Source organism: Desulfitibacter sp. BRH_c19, assembly GCA_001515945.1.
Classification (GTDB): domain Bacteria; phylum Bacillota; class DSM-16504; order Desulfitibacterales; family Desulfitibacteraceae; genus Desulfitibacter.
In genome coordinates this window covers 1-20,956 of sequence record LOER01000005.1, presented here as the reverse complement: position 1 = coordinate 20,956, position 20,956 = coordinate 1, and the positions used below count along the sequence as shown (strand labels likewise).

General features: G+C 36.6%; 20 protein-coding genes and 1 pseudogene. 20 read left to right on the top strand and 1 reads right to left on the bottom strand.

Translation table 11 applies throughout. The features are described from left to right. The 16 genes and pseudogenes from APF76_01960 to APF76_01885 form a co-directional block, all read left to right on the top strand. Window positions 1–465 (top strand): transposase (locus tag APF76_01960; GenBank protein ID KUO53261.1); only part of this gene is annotated, 465 nt, incomplete at its 5' end. A gap of 293 nt (window positions 466–758) precedes the next feature. After that, window positions 759–980, top strand: a pseudogene (locus APF76_01955). Window positions 981–1,061: 81 nt separating this feature from the next. After that, complete coding sequence (locus tag APF76_01950) at window positions 1,062–1,511, top strand: hypothetical protein (GenBank protein KUO53256.1); 450 nt, start codon at window positions 1,062–1,064, stop codon at window positions 1,509–1,511. A 199-nt stretch (window positions 1,512–1,710) separates the two neighbouring features. Continuing rightward, on the top strand, window positions 1,711–2,907 hold the full coding sequence (locus APF76_01945; GenBank protein KUO53260.1) for a hypothetical protein: 1,197 nt from the start codon (window positions 1,711–1,713) through the stop codon (window positions 2,905–2,907). A gap of 14 nt (window positions 2,908–2,921) precedes the next feature. After that, window positions 2,922–3,341 (top strand): hypothetical protein, encoded by a 420-nt coding sequence (locus tag APF76_01940; GenBank protein KUO53255.1) that lies wholly within the window; start codon window positions 2,922–2,924, stop codon window positions 3,339–3,341. A gap of 77 nt (window positions 3,342–3,418) precedes the next feature. Beyond that, window positions 3,419–3,829 (top strand): hypothetical protein, encoded by a 411-nt coding sequence (locus APF76_01935; protein KUO53254.1) that lies wholly within the window; start codon window positions 3,419–3,421, stop codon window positions 3,827–3,829. After that, entirely contained in the window at window positions 3,829–4,275 is a 447-nt protein-coding gene (locus tag APF76_01930; GenBank protein KUO53253.1) for a hypothetical protein, read from the top strand. The genes APF76_01935 and APF76_01930 overlap by 1 nt, the downstream gene beginning before the upstream one ends. Before the next feature lie 164 nt (window positions 4,276–4,439). Beyond that, complete coding sequence (locus APF76_01925; GenBank protein ID KUO53252.1) at window positions 4,440–5,411, top strand: hypothetical protein; 972 nt, start codon at window positions 4,440–4,442, stop codon at window positions 5,409–5,411. 68 nt (window positions 5,412–5,479) lie between these two features. Further along, complete coding sequence (locus tag APF76_01920) at window positions 5,480–6,505, top strand: proline racemase (GenBank protein ID KUO53251.1); 1,026 nt, start codon at window positions 5,480–5,482, stop codon at window positions 6,503–6,505. Window positions 6,506–6,545: 40 nt separating this feature from the next. Next, window positions 6,546–7,712 (top strand): branched chain amino acid ABC transporter substrate-binding protein, encoded by a 1,167-nt coding sequence (locus APF76_01915; protein ID KUO53259.1) that lies wholly within the window; start codon window positions 6,546–6,548, stop codon window positions 7,710–7,712. A 78-nt stretch (window positions 7,713–7,790) separates the two neighbouring features. After that, window positions 7,791–8,708 (top strand): ABC transporter permease, encoded by a 918-nt coding sequence (locus tag APF76_01910; protein KUO53250.1) that lies wholly within the window; start codon window positions 7,791–7,793, stop codon window positions 8,706–8,708. 113 nt (window positions 8,709–8,821) lie between these two features. Next, a complete protein-coding gene (locus tag APF76_01905) occupies window positions 8,822–9,727 on the top strand; it encodes a branched-chain amino acid ABC transporter permease (GenBank protein KUO53258.1) in 906 nt (301 codons plus the stop codon). A gap of 15 nt (window positions 9,728–9,742) precedes the next feature. Further along, on the top strand, window positions 9,743–10,522 hold the full coding sequence (locus APF76_01900; GenBank protein ID KUO53249.1) for an ABC transporter ATP-binding protein: 780 nt from the start codon (window positions 9,743–9,745) through the stop codon (window positions 10,520–10,522). Between the two features lie 8 nt (window positions 10,523–10,530). Further along, the gene (locus tag APF76_01895; GenBank protein KUO53257.1) at window positions 10,531–11,235 is read left to right on the top strand and encodes an ABC transporter ATP-binding protein; all 705 of its coding nucleotides are present in this window, start codon (window positions 10,531–10,533) and stop codon (window positions 11,233–11,235) included. 18 nt (window positions 11,236–11,253) lie between these two features. Further along, on the top strand, window positions 11,254–12,132 hold the full coding sequence (locus APF76_01890) for a radical SAM protein (protein KUO53248.1): 879 nt from the start codon (window positions 11,254–11,256) through the stop codon (window positions 12,130–12,132). 4 nt (window positions 12,133–12,136) lie between these two features. After that, a complete protein-coding gene (locus APF76_01885) occupies window positions 12,137–14,494 on the top strand; it encodes a glycyl radical enzyme (GenBank protein ID KUO53247.1) in 2,358 nt (785 codons plus the stop codon). 152 nt (window positions 14,495–14,646) lie between these two features. Here APF76_01885 and APF76_01880 read toward each other — a convergent pair whose 3' ends face one another. Then, the gene (locus APF76_01880) at window positions 14,647–15,870 is read right to left on the bottom strand and encodes an MFS transporter (protein KUO53246.1); all 1,224 of its coding nucleotides are present in this window, start codon (window positions 15,868–15,870) and stop codon (window positions 14,647–14,649) included. A gap of 212 nt (window positions 15,871–16,082) precedes the next feature. Here APF76_01880 and APF76_01875 point away from each other — a divergent pair, with 212 nt between their 5' ends. The 4 genes from APF76_01875 (at window position 16,083) to APF76_01860 (ending at window position 20,256) form a co-directional block, all read left to right on the top strand. After that, window positions 16,083–16,358, top strand: a complete 276-nt coding sequence (locus APF76_01875; protein ID KUO53245.1) for a hypothetical protein — start codon at window positions 16,083–16,085, stop codon at window positions 16,356–16,358. A gap of 6 nt (window positions 16,359–16,364) precedes the next feature. Continuing rightward, window positions 16,365–17,087: a hypothetical protein gene (locus APF76_01870; GenBank protein ID KUO53244.1), complete on the top strand. Its 723-nt coding sequence runs from the start codon at window positions 16,365–16,367 to the stop codon at window positions 17,085–17,087. A 405-nt stretch (window positions 17,088–17,492) separates the two neighbouring features. Continuing rightward, on the top strand, window positions 17,493–19,118 hold the full coding sequence (locus tag APF76_01865; protein KUO53243.1) for a hydroxylamine reductase: 1,626 nt from the start codon (window positions 17,493–17,495) through the stop codon (window positions 19,116–19,118). Between the two features lie 121 nt (window positions 19,119–19,239). Next, entirely contained in the window at window positions 19,240–20,256 is a 1,017-nt protein-coding gene (locus tag APF76_01860) for a hypothetical protein (GenBank protein KUO53242.1), read from the top strand. The last annotated feature ends 700 nt before the right edge of the window (window positions 20,257–20,956 follow it).

Below are 20,956 nucleotides of genomic sequence, written 5' to 3'. Positions count from 1 at the left end.
ACTGAAATGAAGTATGGCCTTCAAAGCAAGGCTTACCTTAGTGCAATTCTTGATTTGGCAGATAAAAGTATTGTTTCTTTTGTAGTTGGGTGTTCCAACAATAATGAACTGGTTTTTAGAACATTTGATATGGCCCATCAGACATATCCAGATGCTAAACCAATCTTTCATTCTGACCGTGGTTTCCAATACACGAGCAAGTCATTTAAAAAGAAACTAGACGATGCAGAAATGACACAAAGCATGTCAAGGGTATCTAGGTGTATTGATAATGGCCCGATGGAAGCATTCTGGGGAATGATGAAGTCTGAAATGTATTATCTCAATAAATTTAACACATATGAAGAGCTAGAGGCAGCACTTATAGAGTACATAGAGTATTACAATAACCATCGATATCAGAAGCGGTTGAACTGTATGACACCTTTGGAGTACAGGCAATATCTTCTCAGTTCAGCAGCATAAAAAATGACACCATCCATAATTAAATGATTGGTGTCAGAGATTTTTATTTTTTCCACTGTCTACTTGACAGGGGGCAGTTCACATACAAGGAAGGGTTTTTTGTTATGCACTACGGATGACGAGATGTGAAGAAAGTATGAAACTATAATGAACTATTGTGAAAATCTGTGACGTGATACATATACTTTGTTAAGCTTAATACATAGCAAAGGGTATTCATGATATACTTAAACAGAAATTGAAAGATTTTTCCAGAGGAAAGTACAATAAAAATTATACAGGAGGTATGAGACATGCTAAAGGAATATTTAGAGAAAGTAAAGAATGAAAAAAAGAAGGAAGAAAGGAAAGACACAGCTAAAAAAGTAGCTGCGGGGCTGACAGTAGGTACTGCTATTGGTGCAGCGGCTGGTGTTTTATTAGCGCCGAAATCCGGCAAAGAAACCAGGGAAGACATCACAAATAAAGCAAAAGAAGTAATAGAAGAAGGCAAGGTAGTGATAGAAGAAGGTAAGGAAGTAATTAATGAAAAAATTGAACAACTTAAAAACAAGAAAGAAGTTGCAGAAGAAAATTCCAACTAGGGTAGGTGCATTATGTACATTTCCATACAAGACTTAGGAATATTCTTGGTCTTAAGTATAGTAGCTGTTGCTGGAATATTCTTAATAATTACATTGAATAAAGTAAATAGAATACTATCTGAGGTAAAAAAGACAATAACCAATAATAATGAGAATATCCAAAAAACAATAGATAATTTCACTTCAACTTTTGAGAATATCAATGAAGTAACTAGTTCTTTACGAAAAAATAAGCAGATTTTCGATGAAAGCATACCTTCCACCATTAATAACATTCATTCAATATCAGCAACCTTAAAGAGTACTACTGACAAAGTAGACAGGTCATTAGATATAGTTAATATCAGCCTTATAGAAACAGCTAGTTCCGTAAAAGAAAATACTCAAGATATTATCTCCTATATCAAAATAATTAGTGATGCTGTCAGAGTACTCATACAAGTGCTATTCACCAAAAAATAGCAGCAAATAGCAAAAATACTATTAAAGAGTCTTGAGGTATAATAATCTCAGGATTTTTTTTGTAACTCGTTCAGCCAAAATATTTTGGGCAAAAGAGGAAATTCCAACTAATAAATAGAACAAAATTTTACTAGGCTTAATATTTTGCAAAAAAATTGAGGGGGTGCAACTCCTGGAATTAACAAAAAATGAAGAAAACATGCTGCTTGGAAAAGAAGGCAAAGGAACACAGCTTGCCATGGAAATCATAATAAAACTAGGAGAATTGTATGGGGCAGAAAGGTTAATTCCTATTTCCCAAGTGCACATTGATGGTTGTTTGTATGCTGCAGTCGGAGAGGCTGGTCTGCTATTTGCAGAAAAGCTACATAAATTAGAAGCAAAGGTGCGAGTACCAACTAGTTTAAACGCTACATCAAGAGATATTGATGACTGGATGGAGCATGGTGTTGACCCTAGCTTTGCGCAAATGAGCGCTAGATTGGAAGGATATTACCTTGGCATGGGGGCAATTCCAACATGGACATGTGCTCCATATCAGTCTGGGTTAGTTCCTAGGTTTGGCGAGCAAATAGCTTGGGCAGAATCAAATGCAATTGTTTATGTAAACTCCGTAATAGGAGCAAGAACCGAAAGGTATGGAGATTATACAGATATCTGCTGTGCCATAACAGGTAGAGTTCCTGAGTTTGGTCTTCATAGAACTGAAAACAGAGCAGGGCAGATACTTTTTGACTGCTCTAATCTAAAACTAAAACCTACTACAGATTATTTTGCAGTACTAGGTTATCTAGTAGGGGAAATTGCTAAGGATAAGATACCGGTAATTAAAGGTATTCCTCATTGGGTATCAGGGGATCACTTGAAAGCCTTTAGTGCAGCTATAGCTTCTTCTGGTGCTGTTGCCTTGTTTCATATGATCGGAATAACTCCTGAAGCTTTAAATGAACATACTGCTTTTCAAGGCAGGAAACCGGAAAAGACTTATGATTTGTCACAAAAGATGCTTCAGGAAGTAGAAGAGAAGTTATCCAGTATTGAGACGACTCAAGTCGATGGTGTATTAATAGGTTGTCCTCATGCTTCTGTGCCAGAAATACTAGAATTGGTTAAATTGATGAAGGGTAAAAAGGTAAAAGAGAATAAAGAGTTCTGGGTTTATACTAGTAGATCTGTGCACTATTTGCTTACCCTTAATGGAATAATCCCTGAGTTAGAGCAAAAGGGAGTAAGAATATTCAAGGATACCTGTTTTGTTAATACTGACCTTGGCAAATGGAATTTTAAAAATGTAATGACTAACTCAGCAAAATATGCACACTATATCACCGGCCGAACAGGGTTAAATGTTGTATTTGCTAGTTTAGATAAATGCTTAGAGACTGTTGTTGAATAATGGAGGGTTAAGCCATGCCAAACAGAATAATTGGTAAAGTAGTTATAGATGGAGATTGCCAAGGGGAGTTAGTTGTATCACAACAGGCATTCAGTTTTTTTGGTGGATTTGATTTTGAGACAGGTAAGATTGTAGATCCCAAAAGTGATGTCTTTGGTTTGTGCCTTAAGGATAAGATTTTTGCTTATCCAAGGGGCAAAGGATCTAGTAGCACAGCGGGAGTAATTTTGGAAGCATTAAGGCAAGGTGTGGCGCCAAAGGCTGTCATTAATATTGAAAGCGAGAAAATATTGGCTGTTGGTTCCATTGTTGCACAAGTTGCCTTTGGTTGGAAACTACCTGTCATAAGTATCAGTAAAGAGGATTTTGATATTATTTCCTCGGGAGGATATGTAAAAATTAACAATGGCTGTATTGAATATAGTGCTGGATAATATCTAGAGGAGTTATTATAATTAAAGCAATAAAAGGACCTATCCATATATTTAAATTGCTTATGAGGATGATAAAAATGAAAAAAGTATTATTTGGTATTTTTTTGTTAGGGATAATCATTACTTCTGTAATATATTATCAGCAAATTCAAGGAGTCAGCTATCTTACAGATAGTGATATATCAGCATCTGATTTTGCACAAATGCTACAGCAGGAACAAGAATTTTATGTATATTTTTATTCTCCTACTTGTACAGAATGTCAAGCTGCAGAGCCCAAAATCATCGAGGCTATTAAGGGCAAGCAGATTGAATTAGTGAAAATCAATATTCTTGAAAATGAAGACCTTTTTAATCAATATAAAAGACAGTTTGATCTTCCTGGAGTCCCTGTTATATTGCATTTTGAGAGTGGGGAGGCAACTGGGGGAGTGGCAGGTTCACCAGAAGATGCTGAAGTATACGAAGAGTTTTTTGAAGAAAGGTGATGGTAATGGTTCTTAAAAGCTTGAGGTATATTTTAGGTTTTATCTACCTATATGCTGGGGTCAGCAAAATATTTGAGCCAATGCTTTTTAAAGCAGTTATTGAGAACTATTTTGCCATTCCTAATACACTAGCCCTCATACTAGCTATCCTAGTTCCGTGGATACAAATACTTGCAGCATTATCTCTAATATTGAACTGGTATGTGTTATATAGTAGTGGAATCTTGTTTATAATGTCAGTTTCCTTTTTTGGATTAATGGTAGTTAATTATGGGCAGGTTTTGCCCTTTGGCTGTGGATGTTTTGGCTTCAAGGATGAGGAGTTAGTTGGTGTTTATCATGTTGCAAGAGATTCTTCAATAGCCTTACTGGCTACAATCGTCTTTCACCATAGCTATAGAAAAGGCAGAGAAGAAAAAAGGAAAAACCATATATCTATAGAATAGTAATAATACGTCAATATTAACTTTGTAGTGTAGCGCATACCTAATTTGAGGCTATCCAAAAGTTGTATCCGTTTATAGTTACTAGAAATTATAATAGTAATAATACGCAGTCGGAATATAGTTTGAATATTCTCATATTAATAAACAGAAGGGAAATAACGACTATGCTTTTACTATCAGAAAAGGATGTTTTAAATAGCGTCACATATAGTGACGTTGTACATGCAATTGAAGAGAGCTTTTTGATATATGAAAGAAAAGAATTTACTATGCCAGATAGAATGCATATTGATCATGGTCGAAATACATCATTGATAATGCCTTGTTCTGGTAAAAATTATTTTGGGACAAAACTTATTACTGTTTATCCTGATAATACAGGCACAAATATACCAGTAATAAATGCTGTTGTAGTATTAAATGATTTAAGCAACGGCACTCCAGTGGCATTAATTAATGGAATAGTTTTAACTGCGCTGCGGACTGGGGCAGTAGGTGGGGTAGGAGTGAAGCATCTCGCTCCCCAAAATGCATCCAGAGTTGGCATTATAGGTGCTGGGGTTCAAGCTTTCTATCAGATTATGTCTACATCAGTAGTCAGAAAACTATCAACTGTTTATATATTTGATATTAATCAAGAATCTAGCAAAAGCCTTCAGGAAAGAGTAAGAAATAATCTTCCAGATATTGACGTATATGTAGCGACTAGTGTGGAAGAGTTACTAGAGACTTCAGAAATAGTCATTACAACCACTACTTCTCTGAACCCTGTTTTACCTGAAGATAAAAGCTTGCTGGAGGGTAAACATTTTGTAGGCATTGGTTCATTTAAGCCAAATATGAGAGAGTTTCCTCAGGCTTTATATGAGTTAATTGATAAGGTTTATATTGATACTGAACATGCCAGAAAAGAATCTGGGGATGTACTATATCCGCTAGAACAACAGTGGATTTCACAAGAGCAAATCCAAACACTGGGAAGTTTTATGTTGTCTCCAGAAGAAGGCAAAGATATTGTGAGAAAGAAAACCACCTTCTTAAAATCTGTTGGCATGGCACTTTTTGATCTAATAGTCTCTCAGGTAGTATATGAGAAGGCAATAGAGAAAGGATTAGGACAAGAATTGGTTCTATGAAATTAAAGAATCAGGTTGTATAATAATATATAGGTATACTAAATGAAGCTAGATAAGGGGATGACATTATGGAGTTTTCCAGAATTATTAGTACTATTGATGCACATGCTGGAGGCGAACCATTACGAATAATTACTTCTGGGTATCCTCCCATTCCAGGAAAAACTATTTTGGAAAAAAGACAATCTTTAAGTGAAAGTTATGACCATTTACGTAAATTTCTAATGCTTGAGCCTAGAGGGCATAGTGGTATGTATGGATGTTTAGTTACTCCTCCCACTACTGAAGATGGTGATTTTGGAGTTTTATTTATGCATAATGAAGGATATAGCACCATGTGTGGGCATGGCATAATTGCAGTAACTAAGGTTGCAATAGAAACTGGAATGGTAGAAGCGCGCAATGAAGAAAAACTAACCATTAAGATAGACTCTCCAGCAGGTAGGATTACATCCTTTGCTCATATGAAAGGAAATAAAGTTGATAAGGTTAGTTTTCATAATGTACCATCCTTTGTATATGCTGAGAATATACTAGTACCTGTTGATGGTATAGGAGATGTAAGTGTAGACATTGCCTTTGGTGGAGCTTTCTATGTTTTTGTGGATGCTGAAAAGTTAGGGGTTAGGGTAGTCCCTGAAGACTCTGAAAGGCTTGTTAAGCTGGGGATGGAAATTAAATATAAAGTTATGGATCAAATGGCAATAGTTCATCCAATAGAGGCTGAACTTCATGGTATCTATGGAACAATTATTACTGATGAGGTAACAAATGATTCTTCAGGAAACCTGGTTTCCAAAAACGTTACAATTTTTGCCGATGCTCAGATAGATAGATCTCCTACAGGTACAGGCACATCTGCAAGGGTAGCTCTCTTACATAGAAAGGGTCTATTGCAGAAAGGAATGGTTTTAACTAATAAGAGTATTATTGATACAGTATTTGAAGGATGGATAACAGATTTTGCAAAGGTAGAAACTCTAGATGCAGTAATACCCGAAGTAAGTGGAACAGCACAAATTATGGGTTTTAACAAGTGGATTCTTGATCCCGATGATCCCCTACCAGAAGGTTTTAGGATTACAGGGAGTTAAGGATAGATCAAACAACAAAGAGGAGGTTGTGTTAGTGAGAATTAAAAAACAATGGGTACTGTTACTTGTTATTGCAATGCTGGCTTTTGCCGTTGTGGGATGTGCTCAAAATGGGGAAGAGCCACCAGTAGATGAACCAGATCCAGTTGTCGAAGAACAAGAATTTGAAGGAGAAGTTCTAATAGGAATTATGGTTCCAACAACAGGTGGTGAGGCTACTTATGGTCAGGATATGGCCGATGCTATTAAAATTGCTGCAGATGAAATAAATGCAGCAGGAGGAATACTTGGTAAGGAGATTAAGCTTACAATAGGGGATGACGGCTGTGATCCACAGATGTCAGTTGCAGCTGCAAGTAAGCTAGTATCTGAGGAGGTTGTTGCTGTTGTAGGTGGATACTGCTCAGGGCCAACCCTTCCTACACTAAAGATCTATGGAGATGCAAAAATACCAATGGTTGTACCAGCAGCTAACTCTACAATTATAGCAGAGGAAAACCCTGGCTGGGCATTCCAGATAAATGGTACTGGTTTTCACCAGGCTGCCAAAGCGGTAGAGTGGTTTGAGCACCTAGGAGCAGAAACAATTTCACTAGTTCATATGGGAGACGGTTTCTCAGCTGACCTGGCAGATTTGACAAAACAAGCATGGGAAGAAAAGGGTAAAACGGTAGCTACTTATGATGTTATTAACAGAGGAGAGCAGGATTTCTCAGCTCTTGTTACAAAGATCAGATCTGAAAATCCAGATGGTGTTTATTGGACAGCATACCATGCAGAAGGTGCTCCTCTAATTAGACAGCTACGTCAAGGCGGGTACCAGGGAGATATTATAGTAAGTGATGGTTCTAGTTCAGTTCAATTATTAGAGCTCGCTGGCCAAGCATCCGAAGGTGTTTTTTGCACAGCACCTCCAGTTGTTGACTTTTTGCCAGAAGCACAAGGTTTTATTGATGAATATGTTGGTAGATATAACACACAACCTGGTCCATATGCAGGACTTTCTTATGATGGAATGCGTCTATTAGCAGATGCAATTGAGAAAGCAGGAAGCTTTGATCCTGATGCTATACGTGAGGCTTTAGATGCAACAGATCAGTTTCCAACCCTTGCAGGTCCAGTTAGCTTTACACCTGAGAAGACATTAGTTACAAGTAACTTTGTTATCTTAGAGGCTGAAGGTGGCAAATGGATATTAGGAGAATAATAGTGAATATCTAATTAGTGCAGGTCAAGTATCTACTTGACCTGCACCTTCTACTTCAACTAGAGAAAGGGTGAGGGTATGTCTTTTCAGGAAATATTTCTTCAGCAGCTATTTAATGGCCTCCTTTTAGGTTCTTTTTATGGTCTTGTAGCGCTTGGTTATTCAATGGTTTATGGAATTATAAAATTATTAAACTTCGCCCATGCTGATATATACATGGTTGGAGCTTTTGTAGGCTTGACAATTTTAACTTTTTTAGGGACTACTGTAATTGGTAATGCTTGGCTTGGCATTATGGTTGCTATGATTATTACGATGATAATTGTAGGATTATTAGGTGTTTTTATACAAAGGGTTGCCTACAGACCCATGCTTACAGCTCCTAGACTTTCAATTTTAATTACTGCTTTGGCAGTTTCTATGATTTTATATAACTCAACTATGCTTATCACAGGGGGTCAATATAAGCCATTTACCACAGGTCTTGGATACGAAGGTTTTTCTTTGGGAAGTGTTTATGTTACTCAGACCCAGGTGGTTTTAATAATATCAGCCTTTGTGCTTATGTACATCCTTCATATGTTTATTACTAAGACAATGTATGGAAAGGCAATGAGGGCAATTTCCCTTGATCATGATTGTTGTCGCCTGATGGGCATAAACGTTCATAAAATGATTGCCTTGACGTTTTTTATAGGTTCTTCCTTAGCTGCTGCAGCTGGAATTATGGCTGGAGTATACTATGGAAACATCCACTTTTTTATGGGCTTTATAATAGGGATTAAAGCCTTTACAGCGGCGGTAATAGGGGGAATTGGCATTATCCCTGGAGCCATGCTAGGAGGTATATTATTGGGGTTGTTAGAGGCTTTTGGAACTCAAATTCCATTTATCGGTTCTGAATGGAAGGATGTATTTTCCTTTGGCATCCTAATCTTAATTTTGATATTTAAGCCTACAGGTTTATTGGGCAAAAAAGAAAGCGAAAGGATGTAGATACTATGATGGACAAAGAACCTGGCTTACAACCCGCTCAGCAACCTGATTCCAAAAATAAAAATCCATTCAGTGGTATAGTAGATGCTGTTTATGATTTATTAGATAAACCTATGATACGTTATGGTGTAATAATTCTACTAGTTGCCGTGGTGCTTTTTCTACCCCAGACGGCTTCCAAATATACTCAAGAAGTATTAACAAATGCTTGGTTTTATATAGTGGTATGCCTTGGACTAAATATTATTGTTGGATTTGCGGGACTTCTTAGCTTGGGCTATGCAGCTTTTTTCGCCGTTGGAGCCTATACAACTGGTATTTTAAGTTCCCAATTTGGTTTCAATTTTTGGATGACCCTACCCTTTAGTGCAATGGCAGCTATTGTTGCAGGATTGATTATTGGTGGTCCTACGTTAAGACTTAGAAGTGATTATCTAGCAATAGTTACACTAGGATTTGGGGAAATCACAAGACTTGTTGCTAGAAACCTTGAGATAACAGGTGGTGCTAGTGGTCTTATAGGTATTGAGAGACCTGTTCTCTTTGGTATTACATTAAATCAGATTACTCATTTCTATTATATGTTTTTTATTTTGGCAGTAATAGCAATATTTATTTCATACAGGCTATATCATTCAAGACTTGGTAGGTCTTGGCAATATATAAGGGAAGATGAAGATGCTGCAGAGGCTATGGGTATAAATGTTGTAGCAGTTAGATTATATGCTTTTATTATTGGTTCTGTTTTTGGCGCCATAGCAGGGTCCTTTATGGCGGTAAAAATGACGGCAATATCACCTGAATCATTTATGTTTATTCATTCTGTAATGATTCTCCTAGCTGTTGTTCTTGGTGGAATGGGTAAAATTCCGGGTGTTGTTTTAGGTGCTCTGATTGTGACTATTTTTCCTGAAGTGTTTAGAGGAATCGGTCAATATAGAATGTTGATTTTTGCGGTTATTTTGCTCGTGATTATGATCTACCGTCCCCAGGGAATCTGGCCGGATCGGCGAACTTGAAAGGGGTGATGAGTTATGGCATTATTAGAAGTTAATGATATTACACTACGTTTCGGTGGCTTAATTGCAATCAACAATATGTCCTTTAAAATAGAAGAAGGTACAATTAAGAGTCTAATAGGTCCAAATGGGGCAGGAAAAACCTCGGCTTTTAATTGTTTAACTGGCTTTTATAAGCCTAATGAAGGAGATATTCTTTTTGAAGGTCAAAGCTTAATGAACAAAAAGCCTCATAAAATAACTCATTTAGGCATGGCACGAACCTTCCAAAACTTACGATTATTTAAAAATCTTACTGTTATGGAAAATGTCATGTCTGGAATGCATTGTCGAGGGAATGCAGGAGTTGTTGGAGCCATTTTTAAAACCCCTAACCAAAGACAGGAAGAGAAGAGAATTAGGGAAGTGTCGGAAGAATGTCTAGATTTTGTTGGAATTCTTGATAAGAAAGATAGACTGGCAAGAAATTTACCTTATGGTGATCAGAGAAGAATTGAATGGGCTAGAGCACTAGCTACACAACCAAAGCTCTTATTACTGGATGAGCCAGCAGCTGGGTTAAATCATGATGAAAAAGAACAATTAATTGAATTAATTAGAAGAATACGTGATAAGAGAAAAATAACTGTATTTTTGATTGAGCATGATATGGGTCTCGTTATGAAGATATCGGAGAAAGTCTTTGTTCTTGACTATGGTATAAAGATAGCTGAAGGTACAGCACAGGAAGTGCAAAACAACCCTAGAGTAATTGAAGCATATTTAGGAAAAGAAGAGGAGGAAGATGCAGTATGAGTGAAATAATTCTTTCTCTGAAAAATCTTGAAACACGCTACGGGCAGATTTATGCTCTTAAGGGGATAAATCTGGAAGTACGTAAAGGTGAAATAGTTACTCTTTTGGGAGCTAATGGTGCAGGTAAGAGTACTACTCTTAAAACTATATCTAGTTTAATACCTGCATGTTCAGGGTCTGTAGAATTTATGGGGGTAGACATAACTAAGGTTGAACCGCATAAGGTTGTTGAAATGGGTGTAATTCATGTTCCTGAGGGTCGGAGGATATTTAAGGAGTTAACAGTACGTGAAAACCTTGAGTTAGGATCCTTTACACTAAAGGATGATAGTGAAAGAAAAATGAGGATTGAAAACGTTTTTGAATTATTTCCTGTTCTTAAAGAAAGGCATAAGCAAATGGGAGGGTTTTTATCAGGTGGAGAGCAGCAGATGCTTGCTATAGGCAGGGCATTGATGGTAAACCCAAAGGTGCTTCTTCTTGATGAACCATCCATGGGACTTGCACCAATTATAGTTCAGGGTATTATGAATATAATCAAGCAAATAAATGAACAAGGCACTACGATTTTACTAGTAGAGCAAAATGCAAAGGTAGCTTTAAAACTAGCTCACAGGGGATATGTATTAGAGACAGGAAGCATAGTCATGGAAGGTGATGCTTCAGTATTAAGTAAAGATGAGAGTATAGTTAAGGCTTATCTAGGTCATTAAAGACGGGGGTTGAGATGGGTGACATCTGGAATTATCTTTGACATTATGAAATATGCAATACATGATGGGCCGGGAATACGTACGACTGTTTTTTTAAAGGGATGTCCGTTAAATTGCTGGTGGTGTCATAACCCAGAGAGCCAATCTATTAAATCCGAAATTATGTTGTGGGATAATAAATGTATAGGCTGCAAGGACTGCGAAAAAGCATGTCCTAGTGGCCTTTTATCTAGAGCAACGTGTACTATGTGCGGGAATTGTATAGATGTATGTCCTGCTGGTGCAAGGGAGTTAGTAGGAAAAAGAGTTGCAGCTCAAGAAGTCCTAGAGAAAATAGAACAGGACATGGTGTTTTATGATGAATCACGAGGGGGAGTTACATTTTCTGGTGGCGAACCTTTAATGCAAGCTGATTTTTTAAGAGAAGTATTGGATCTTTGTAAACAAAAAGAGATTCACACATGTCTTGATACAACAGGCTATGTTGATACAAAAACTTTATTAGAAATTAGCAAAAAAATAGATTTGTTTCTATATGATCTAAAATTAATGGATGATGAAAAGCACAAGAAATATACAGGGGTTTCTAATAGTATAATTATAGAAAATCTTATGGAATTAAGTAAAGTTCATGACAATATAAATATAAGATTTCCTCTTATTCCAGGAATTAATGATGACAAAGAAAATATATTAGCAATGGGAGAATTTATAAATTCTTTAAGGGGTATCAAAAGGTTAAATATCCTTCCATATCATAGAATTGGAAATGATAAATATAATCGGCTGCAAAAAGAATGTATGTTATCCACAATTCATACTCCATCAGCAGAGTTAATTGATACTGTTATGGAACCGTTGAAGGAGTTTGGTTTGCAAATCAAAATTGGGGGTTGATAACATGAATCAAAGAGTGTTTAAATTACATCAACAGAGCCTTGATGCTGTTCCCTGCATATCTACGGAAAGGGCGGAGCTGATTACCAACTTTTATAAAAATGATGTGAGTATCTCCGTGCCTGTTCGTCGAGCACTCTCTTTTAAATACATTCTCGAAAATAAAGAAATATGTATTAATCAGGGAGAACTAATTGTAGGAGAGAGAGGACCTGCTCCTAAAGCTACATATACGTATCCTGAAATATGTTCCCATTCACAGGAAGATTTAGATATTCTAAATTCAAGGGATAAAATACCCTTTCGAGTAAGTGATAAAGAAAAGTCAATATATAAAGATACCATCGAACCCTTTTGGAAGGGCAGAACAATGCGCGAAATTCTGTTTAGTGAAATGACTGAACAGTGGAAGGATGCTTATGAGGCTGGCATTTTTACAGAGTTTATGGAGCAAAGGGCTCCAGGGCATACTGTCCTTGATGATAAGATTTATCATAAGGGCTTTTTAGATTTCATAAAAGATATTGACGAAAGTAGTAAAAGCATAGATTATCTGAATGATCCTAAAGCTTATACAAAACGTGAAGAGCTAAAAGCAATGAAGATATGTGCTAAAGCTATAATTGCTTTTGCAAAACGCTATAGTCAGAAAGCCAGGGAGTTGGCAAAAAATGAAATTAATCCACAAAGAAAACTAGAACTAGAACAAATAGCTGAAGTTTGTGATTATGTTCCTGCTAATGCACCTAGAAATTTTTGGGAAGCCCTACAAGCATATTGGTTTGTACATCTGGGAGTTATCGTAGAGCTAAATACTTGGGATGCATTTTGTCCTGGTAGGCTTGACCAACATCTATTTCCATTTTATAAAAAACAAATAAAAGATGGCTCAATTACCAGAGAACAGGCAGAAGAACTCCTGCAATGCTTTTGGATTAAATTTAATAATCAGCCTGCACCTCCAAAGGTAGGTGTAACTGCTGAAGAGAGTGGGACCTATACAGATTTTTCTAACATAAACTCAGGAGGATTAAAACCTGATGGCTCAGATGGAGTAAATGAAGTAACATATATTGTGTTAGATGTAATTGATAAAATGAGGCTATTGCAGCCTAGTACAAATATTCAAGTCAGTAAGAAAAGTCCGGATCTATTTTTAAAGAGGTCTCTGCAAATTGTTAGAAATGGTTGGGGTCAGCCGTCCATATTTAATGCCGATATGATTGTAAAAGAGTTGATTAATCAGGGTAAAACAATAAAAGATGCAAGAAATGGCGGCGCAAGCGGTTGTGTGGAAACAGGTGCATTTGGTAAGGAGGCATATATTCTAACTGGTTATTTTAATCTTGTGAAGGTATTTGAAATAACCCTTAACAACGGTCTTGACCCACGTACCGGGAAGATAATAGGGTTGCAAACTGGTAACCCGGATGATTTTGCAACATTCGAGGATTTGTTTGAAGCTTATCAAAAACAGCTTAATCACTTTATTGATATAAAGATCAGAGGTAATAATGTTATAGAAAGACTATATGCCAACTATTTACCAGCACCCTTTTTGTCAATCCTCATTGATGACTGTATTAAAAAGGCTAGAGATTATAATAATGGTGGGCCGAGATATAATACTAACTACATTCAGGGTGTAGGACTTGGTAGCTTAACTGATACAATGACTGCAGTAAAATATCATGTCTATGATAAGAAAACTTTTACCTTAAAGGAAATACTATCAGTATTAAATAATAACTTTGAAGGTAATGAAAAGGTACGACAAGTTTTAATAAATAAAACTCCAAAGTATGGCAATGATAATGATTATGCTGATGAAGTAATGAATTCAATTTTCCAATCATACTATGCAGAGGTTAACGGAAGACCTAATACAAAGGGTGGAGTATATAGAATAAATTTACTGCCCACAACATGCCACGTTTACTTTGGATCAGTTATAGGAGCAACTTCAGATGGTAGGAAAGCCTATGAACCATTATCAGAAGGCATGTCACCTGTACAGGGTGCCGATAGAAATGGACCGACTGCTGTTATTAAGTCAGCAAGTAAAATTGATCAGGTACTTACTGGTGGAACTCTTCTAAATCAAAAATTTACACCTAATGTGTTACAAGGGGAAGAAGGTATTACTAACCTGTTACATTTAGTAAGGTCCTATTTTAAATTAGATGGACACCATATCCAGTTTAATGTAGTTGACAAGAAAACACTTCTTAAAGCACAAGAAGAGCCTGAAAAATATAAAGATTTGATTGTACGGGTAGCTGGCTATAGTGATTACTTCTGTGATCTAAGCAAGGCTCTACAGGATGAAATAATAAACAGAACAGAGCATTCTGCTTTTTAGTGAACTCGTATTTTAGAAAATATGCTTTGTTCAAGCAATAGAAGCCGCTTTTTTAAGCGACTTCTATATTTTATCGGTAGAAAGATAATTGCTATGCTATCTACCGGTATTACTAGTATTATTATTTTCCTATCAAGATATTATGACAATTATTAGCTTCCCTGTAAAAGTTTTGGAGGAAGTAATGCTTTCGATTTGATTAAAATAAATCCAAGTACGATTGAAACTATAACAAGTCCGCTTGCTCCTAAAAATAAGGGGAGTTTACCTATTTCTGTTACAAGTCCAAAAGTAGGTGGACCCATAGCTACACCAAAAAAACGTGTGGAACCATATAGACAGGTTATTATTCCTCTCTCTGATGTTTCAGCTGCACTTGTTATTAGTGTATTAATGGCAGGCAGAACTGAACCTGTGCCTATACCCATTACTACTAATGCAACAAATAGAAAATAGATGTTTGTAACAAAGGCTATTATTGCCATGGAAACTCCGAGAACTGTTAGACCACCTAAGGTTACATATTTTAGTACATTACCTATTTGCTTTTGCAGTATCAGACCGGATAAATATGCTGTAACTGCCATAGATGCGACGGGTATGGCAATAAGAAGTCCTGCTGCTATTCCACGAATTTGATACTGCTGTTCAAGAATATCTGAAATGTAACTTAATACACCAAATAGAATAAATAGTACTACTGAGCCGGCCAGAAAACATGCTAAAAGTGACATTCCCTTATCTTTAAATATTGTCTTAAGTTCCTTTAAGTATTGGGATTTCGATACCTTTTGTTTTTGGCTTTTCTCAGGTTCCTTTACCATGAACCATACTGCAAAGGCTATTGGTATTGCAAGAAAACCGTAGGCAAAAAATGGTGCAAACCATATTAAGAGTCCTAGAGCAGCCCCTGTAATTGGGCTTACTACTTTACCTAGGCCATTTGCAGCTTCTAATATTCCTAAAGCCTTTGCCCTTTCATTGCTTTGAAAAATATCCCCTGTTAAAGCCATTGCTAACTGATATGTTCCACCTGCACCAATGCCTTGTATCACCCTACCAACCATAATAATTATGTATGGCTGTGCCATAAGTAGTGCAGATGCTCCAGCTATTAGGCCACCGGCCCCATAAATTATTAAGGCAGGAGCGATAATAACCTTTCTACCCAACTGATCGGAAAAATAGCCTGCAATTGGAATAACAATCCCTGCTGGTACTGAAAAAGCGGTAATGATAAGTCCTACTTGAAACAATGTCAAATTCATTTCAGCTCTCATGGCTGGCAATAAGGGGATTAGCATGGAGTTTCCTAAAACCATGATGAAGGGTACAGCACATAAAACCGTAAAAGGTAATATCATTTTCTTTTTCATGCTATTTTGACCTCCACTTTAATTGACTAGATTATATTAGCTTTTAAATATTACTATTCCTATCAAGTTAGCTTTTTTTCACCATAATTCTTCACTTAGCTTTTCCTCTGAAGAAACTTCATATACGGAGAAAACCTGGTAATTCTAACTTAGATAATTTGAACATATATTCTAGAATAGAGTTGTCTAATAAGACAATTGGGAGGGAAAAAATGTTTTTGGTTAAAGATAAAGTAGTGGTAGGTATGGCTTTAATAAGAATTTTGTCTTGTATGATAGAGTTAAGTGCCGCTCTTATAATGCTAAAATTTAACAGAGTAGAGACAGCTTTAAAAATTAATGCAGTATTAGCATTTGTAGGGCCGATTATTTTAATGAGTGTAATGGCCTTGGGATTGTTTGGTATGGCTGGAAAGATGCCATCCTCAAAGATGTTTATTATTACACTAGGTGTTTTGCTAATATTTTATGGAGCTAACAAGGGGTAATGTTTAATGAATGTAAGTCTTATAATTAAAAAAGAAGAAGTAATACCAATCAAATTATCTGGAAAGACCGTGATCGTAATAGATGTGTTAAGAGCAACTTCTACCATGGTTACTGCTTTGGAACATGGTTGCAAAGAAATAGTAGCTGTCTCAACACCGGAAGAAGCACTCATTTTAAAGAAACAGCTAGGAACAAAAGCTGTTCTTGGTGGAGAACGAAACAAACAAAAGCTATCTGGTTTTGATTTTGGTAACTCACCTAGAGAATATATCCCCGAAAAGATACTGAATAAAGTACTTATCTTTACTACAACCAATGGGACTGCCTTAATCAATTTATGTATTCATGCCAAGGATACCATTATTTGTTCTTTTTTGAATGCTAGGTCCGTAATTAGTTACCTCAATGATAAAAATGAGGTTGTATTAGCCTGTGCAGGTACAAAAGGAGCACTCTCGCTAGAGGATTACTTACTTGCGGGATATATAGCTCTTCTTATTTCCAAAGCATGTCCTAGGTCTTCGTTATCTGAAGAATGTCAAAAAGCTATAAGCTTATATATGCTGTTAGAAAAAAACATTGAGGGTATTTTGGAAAAAACACCCCATGGGCAGGAATTAGTTGCACTAGGTCTTCATAAAGACATAAAGTATTGCTTACAAAAAGACAATATTTCATTAGTTCCCAAGGTGGTAACAAGGGCTTATTATTCAAGAATACAATATTAATTAAGGTTTCTATAAATAACATATTACCTAAATCTTATTTAGGATAAACAGGATTCTTTATTCAGGTGGAGTTTCCCACAGGATTAGTTCAACTAGAGTTCAGGGAAAAGCACCTGAACTAAGTTTCACTGAATGACTCCATCTGAATATTATAGAGCGAAACTTGCTAACTTGTTTGGCGTACCTGAGCTAATCTTTTAGGGAAAACCGTTATCTAGGGGCTTAGCGGTAGTTAGCCATCGGATAAATGTGGTTTTTTTTTGAAGTTTTCCTGTTTTAAAAGGAATGTCTTTTACAATTCAAGAAAAGGAAGCAAGAGAAAAACATATACATGGTTATAAATTTTGTGGACTAAAAAGGTCCATAAATTACTATATATAAAAGATTGAGGGGAGATGAGAATTAATGTTTTGTAATCAGTGTGAACAAACTGCTAAAGGAACAGGCTGTACTGTATCTGGAGTATGTGGAAAAAAACCGCAAGTTGCAGCACTTCAAGACTTGCTACTCCATTCTATTAGGGAACTGTCCATTTGGGCTAATGAAGGAAGAAAGCTTGGGGTGGTGGATCAAGAGGTTAACCGTTTTACATGTGAAGGCCTATTTAGTACATTAACTAATGTGAATTTTGATGAAGAACGTTTTAAGAAGTATATTTTTAAGTGTGGAGATCTTACAGAAAAGTTATCAGTAAAGGTTAAAGAAGCTGGTGGTGGCAAGGATCTTGATAGACCTATTGGGAAGAGAGTGGCTACCGACTTAGCATCTTTAATAATGGAAGGCGAGCGAGTAGGGTTACCAATTGATCATGAAGCACAGGAAGATATTAAATCTTTACAGATGACACTCCTTTTTGGTTGTAAAGGTGTCGCTGCCTATACAAACCATGCTTACATACTAGGGCAAGAAGATGACAGAGTATACGCATTTTTACATGAAGCCTTGGCTTCTATATCAAACAAAAGCCTTGGGTTAAATGATTGGGTAGGCTTAGTACTTAGATGTGGAGAAGCAAACCTCATAGCAATGGAAATTTTGGATAGAGCTAATACAGGCAAATATGGTAGTCCTGTGCCTACAGAAGTTCCTCTTGGCCATAAAGAGGGTAAATGTATTCTTGTTTCAGGACATGATCTGAGGGATTTGGAAGAACTATTAATACAAACAGAGAATAGAGAAATTTACGTTTATACCCATGGTGAAATGCTACCAACTCATGGATATCCCAAATTGAAAAAATATAGTCATTTTTATGGCCATTATGGTACTGCTTGGCAGAATCAGAAGAAAGAGTTTGCTGATTTTCCTGGTGCCATTCTCATGACAACCAACTGCATAATGAAGCCTGTTGAAAGTTACAAGGACAATATTTTCACAGCAGGAACAGTTGGTTTTCCAGGGGTACAATACATAAATGATGAAAACTTTGCACCAGTCATAGAAAAGGCATTGTCAATGGAGGGTTTCACTTCTGATGAGAATAAGGGCACAGTTATGGTGGGCTTTGCCCGAGATGCAGTATTAGGTGTGGCAGATAAAGTTGTTGAAGCTGTGAAATCTGGTGCCCTGAAGCATATCTTTTTAGTTGGTGGTTGTGATGGTGCAAAACCAGGTCGCAGTTACTATACTGAATTTGTGGAGAAGACTCCTGCGGATACTATTGTGCTAACACTAGCCTGTGGGAAATTCCGTTTCTTTGATAAGAAGTTAGGCGACATAGGGGGAATCCCACGCTTGCTAGATATGGGCCAATGTAATGACGCATACTCTGCCATAAAGGTAGCAGTTGCCTTATCTGAAGTTTTTGAGTGTGATGTAAATGATCTTCCGTTGTCTCTAGTGTTATCCTGGTATGAGCAAAAGGCAGTAGCAATTTTACTGACATTACTTCATCTGAACATTAAAAACATCAGGTTAGGACCCAGCTTACCAGCATTTATAACTCCTAATGTTTTAGATGTTTTGGTCAAAAACTTTAATATTAAACCAATTTCAACACCAGATGAAGATTTAGATGCAATATTAAAGTAATAAATATATAGAACACGCCTTCCTAGATAATTATATAATAAAAAGACAGCAATTAGAGTCACTTTATCATAATATGGAGGCGTGTTTTATAAACCAAATTTCAAAAGAGAGGGTTTTCCACATGAAACTAAAGGGAAACTGTCAAACAACGGCTATGGGGATATTACCCCATGAAGAGATAGAAGGTGCTCTTGAGTTATCCCTATCGATGGATATCCCTTTTTGGCCTCAATTACCCAAGACAAGCTTTTATGAAGATATGTATGCTCAAATATCGGAAAGGTTTCCAGGAATTATTCTTGATCAAAAGAACAAAAGCATAAGCTTTTCTTTAAGTAAGTTCTATAATGAGATAGATCAGTTGTTGGAAAACTGGGATAATGAAAAGTATTTTCAGATGTCAGAAGAGTATTCAGCCTATTTTCATAGATTTTTGGAGCAGGATCTGTCAGCTTATGGATATATAAGAGGGCAAACAATAGGGCCTATAAGCTATGGGTTAAAAATCATGGATGAAGATAAAAAGCCAATGATTTACCATCAGGAAGTTCGGGAAGTAATATTTGATTTTATTGCAAAAAAAATACAGGCTCAGTATAATCAAATGAAGCATATCCACCCGCGCCCTTTTGTATGGGTTGATGAGCCAGGTCTTCAAATGATTTTTATGGCCATGACTGGTTATGCAAGTAATAACGCATTAAATGACTATAAAGAGTTTTTAACCAAATTTGAGGGGCCAAAGGGAGTTCACTTGTGTGGTAATCCAGATTGGTCATTTTTACTACAATTGGACCTAAATATTTTATCCATTGATACACTAGCTTGGGGGCATATTTTTACTCGTTATAAGAATGAAATAAAAAGCTTTTTGGATAAAGGCGGAATAATTTCTTGGGGTATAACACCAACCTTAAAAGAAGAATATGATCTGGAAGATTTTAATAGTATTGTTAATAAACTTGAAAGCATGTGGAATTACTTAGAGCAGTCAGGAGTGTCTCGTAAACAAATCTTATCCCAGGCTTGGTTAGCACCAGCCCGTTGTTGTCTTATAAATAATGATGGTGTAAAGACTGTGGAAAATTCCTATAGGCTTCTAAACCAGGTTGCAGACCATTTTAAAGAACAGGTTTAGTGAAATTATCTGTTTTTTTAAAAGTTTTAGGTTGATAAGTTCTGAATGTATAATATAATTATAAGTAAGAGAAGATTTTGTTTTAAACATTACCAATTAGTTTTCGTCTCTCGTATAAGCTCCGTAATATGGATGGAGCGTTTCGACCAGGCAACCTTAAAATTGTCCTAGGCTATGAGAGGTGATGAGTTTTTTTGCTCATCCCTCATAGCCTAGGATTTTTTATACTATCAGAAACTATAAGTTCAAACAAGGTAGATAGTATTCACAAAGACTAAGGCTTCCACCTGCGTCAAGGACTTGGCGCACTATAGTACTGGTATTTCTATGCATTGCAAAAGACACAATACTAGAACTACTGGCGGCTTTGCACTGGTATTTCTACGCATTGCAAAAGACACAATGCTAGAACTACTGGCGGCTTTGCACTGGTATTTCTACGCATTGCAAAAGACACAATGCTAGAACTACTGGCGGCTTTGCACTGGTATTTCTACGCATTGCAAAAGACACAATGCTAGAACTACTGGCGGCTTTGCACTGGTATTTCTACGCATTGCAAAAGACACAATGCTAGAACTACTGGCGGCTTTGCACTGGTATTTCTACGCATTGCAAAAGACACAATGCTAGAACTACTGGCGGCTTTGCACTGGTATTTCTACGCATTGCAAAAGACACAATGCTAGAACTACTGGCG

Coding starts and splice junctions, on each gene's coding strand:
- APF76_01950 (KUO53256.1), top strand. CDS start 1,062: ATGTACATTTCCATACAAGACTTAGGAATATTCTTGGTCTTAAGTATA.
- APF76_01945 (KUO53260.1), top strand. CDS start 1,711: ATGCTGCTTGGAAAAGAAGGCAAAGGAACACAGCTTGCCATGGAAATC.
- APF76_01940 (KUO53255.1), top strand. CDS start 2,922: ATGCCAAACAGAATAATTGGTAAAGTAGTTATAGATGGAGATTGCCAA.
- APF76_01935 (KUO53254.1), top strand. CDS start 3,419: ATGAAAAAAGTATTATTTGGTATTTTTTTGTTAGGGATAATCATTACT.
- APF76_01930 (KUO53253.1), top strand. CDS start 3,829: ATGGTAATGGTTCTTAAAAGCTTGAGGTATATTTTAGGTTTTATCTAC.
- APF76_01925 (KUO53252.1), top strand. CDS start 4,440: ATGCTTTTACTATCAGAAAAGGATGTTTTAAATAGCGTCACATATAGT.
- APF76_01920 (KUO53251.1), top strand. CDS start 5,480: ATGGAGTTTTCCAGAATTATTAGTACTATTGATGCACATGCTGGAGGC.
- APF76_01910 (KUO53250.1), top strand. CDS start 7,791: ATGTCTTTTCAGGAAATATTTCTTCAGCAGCTATTTAATGGCCTCCTT.
- APF76_01905 (KUO53258.1), top strand. CDS start 8,822: ATGATACGTTATGGTGTAATAATTCTACTAGTTGCCGTGGTGCTTTTT.
- APF76_01900 (KUO53249.1), top strand. CDS start 9,743: ATGGCATTATTAGAAGTTAATGATATTACACTACGTTTCGGTGGCTTA.
- APF76_01885 (KUO53247.1), top strand. CDS start 12,137: ATGAATCAAAGAGTGTTTAAATTACATCAACAGAGCCTTGATGCTGTT.
- APF76_01880 (KUO53246.1), bottom strand. CDS start 15,870: ATGAAAAAGAAAATGATATTACCTTTTACGGTTTTATGTGCTGTACCC.
- APF76_01875 (KUO53245.1), top strand. CDS start 16,083: ATGTTTTTGGTTAAAGATAAAGTAGTGGTAGGTATGGCTTTAATAAGA.
- APF76_01870 (KUO53244.1), top strand. CDS start 16,365: ATGAATGTAAGTCTTATAATTAAAAAAGAAGAAGTAATACCAATCAAA.
- APF76_01865 (KUO53243.1), top strand. CDS start 17,493: ATGTTTTGTAATCAGTGTGAACAAACTGCTAAAGGAACAGGCTGTACT.
- APF76_01860 (KUO53242.1), top strand. CDS start 19,240: ATGAAACTAAAGGGAAACTGTCAAACAACGGCTATGGGGATATTACCC.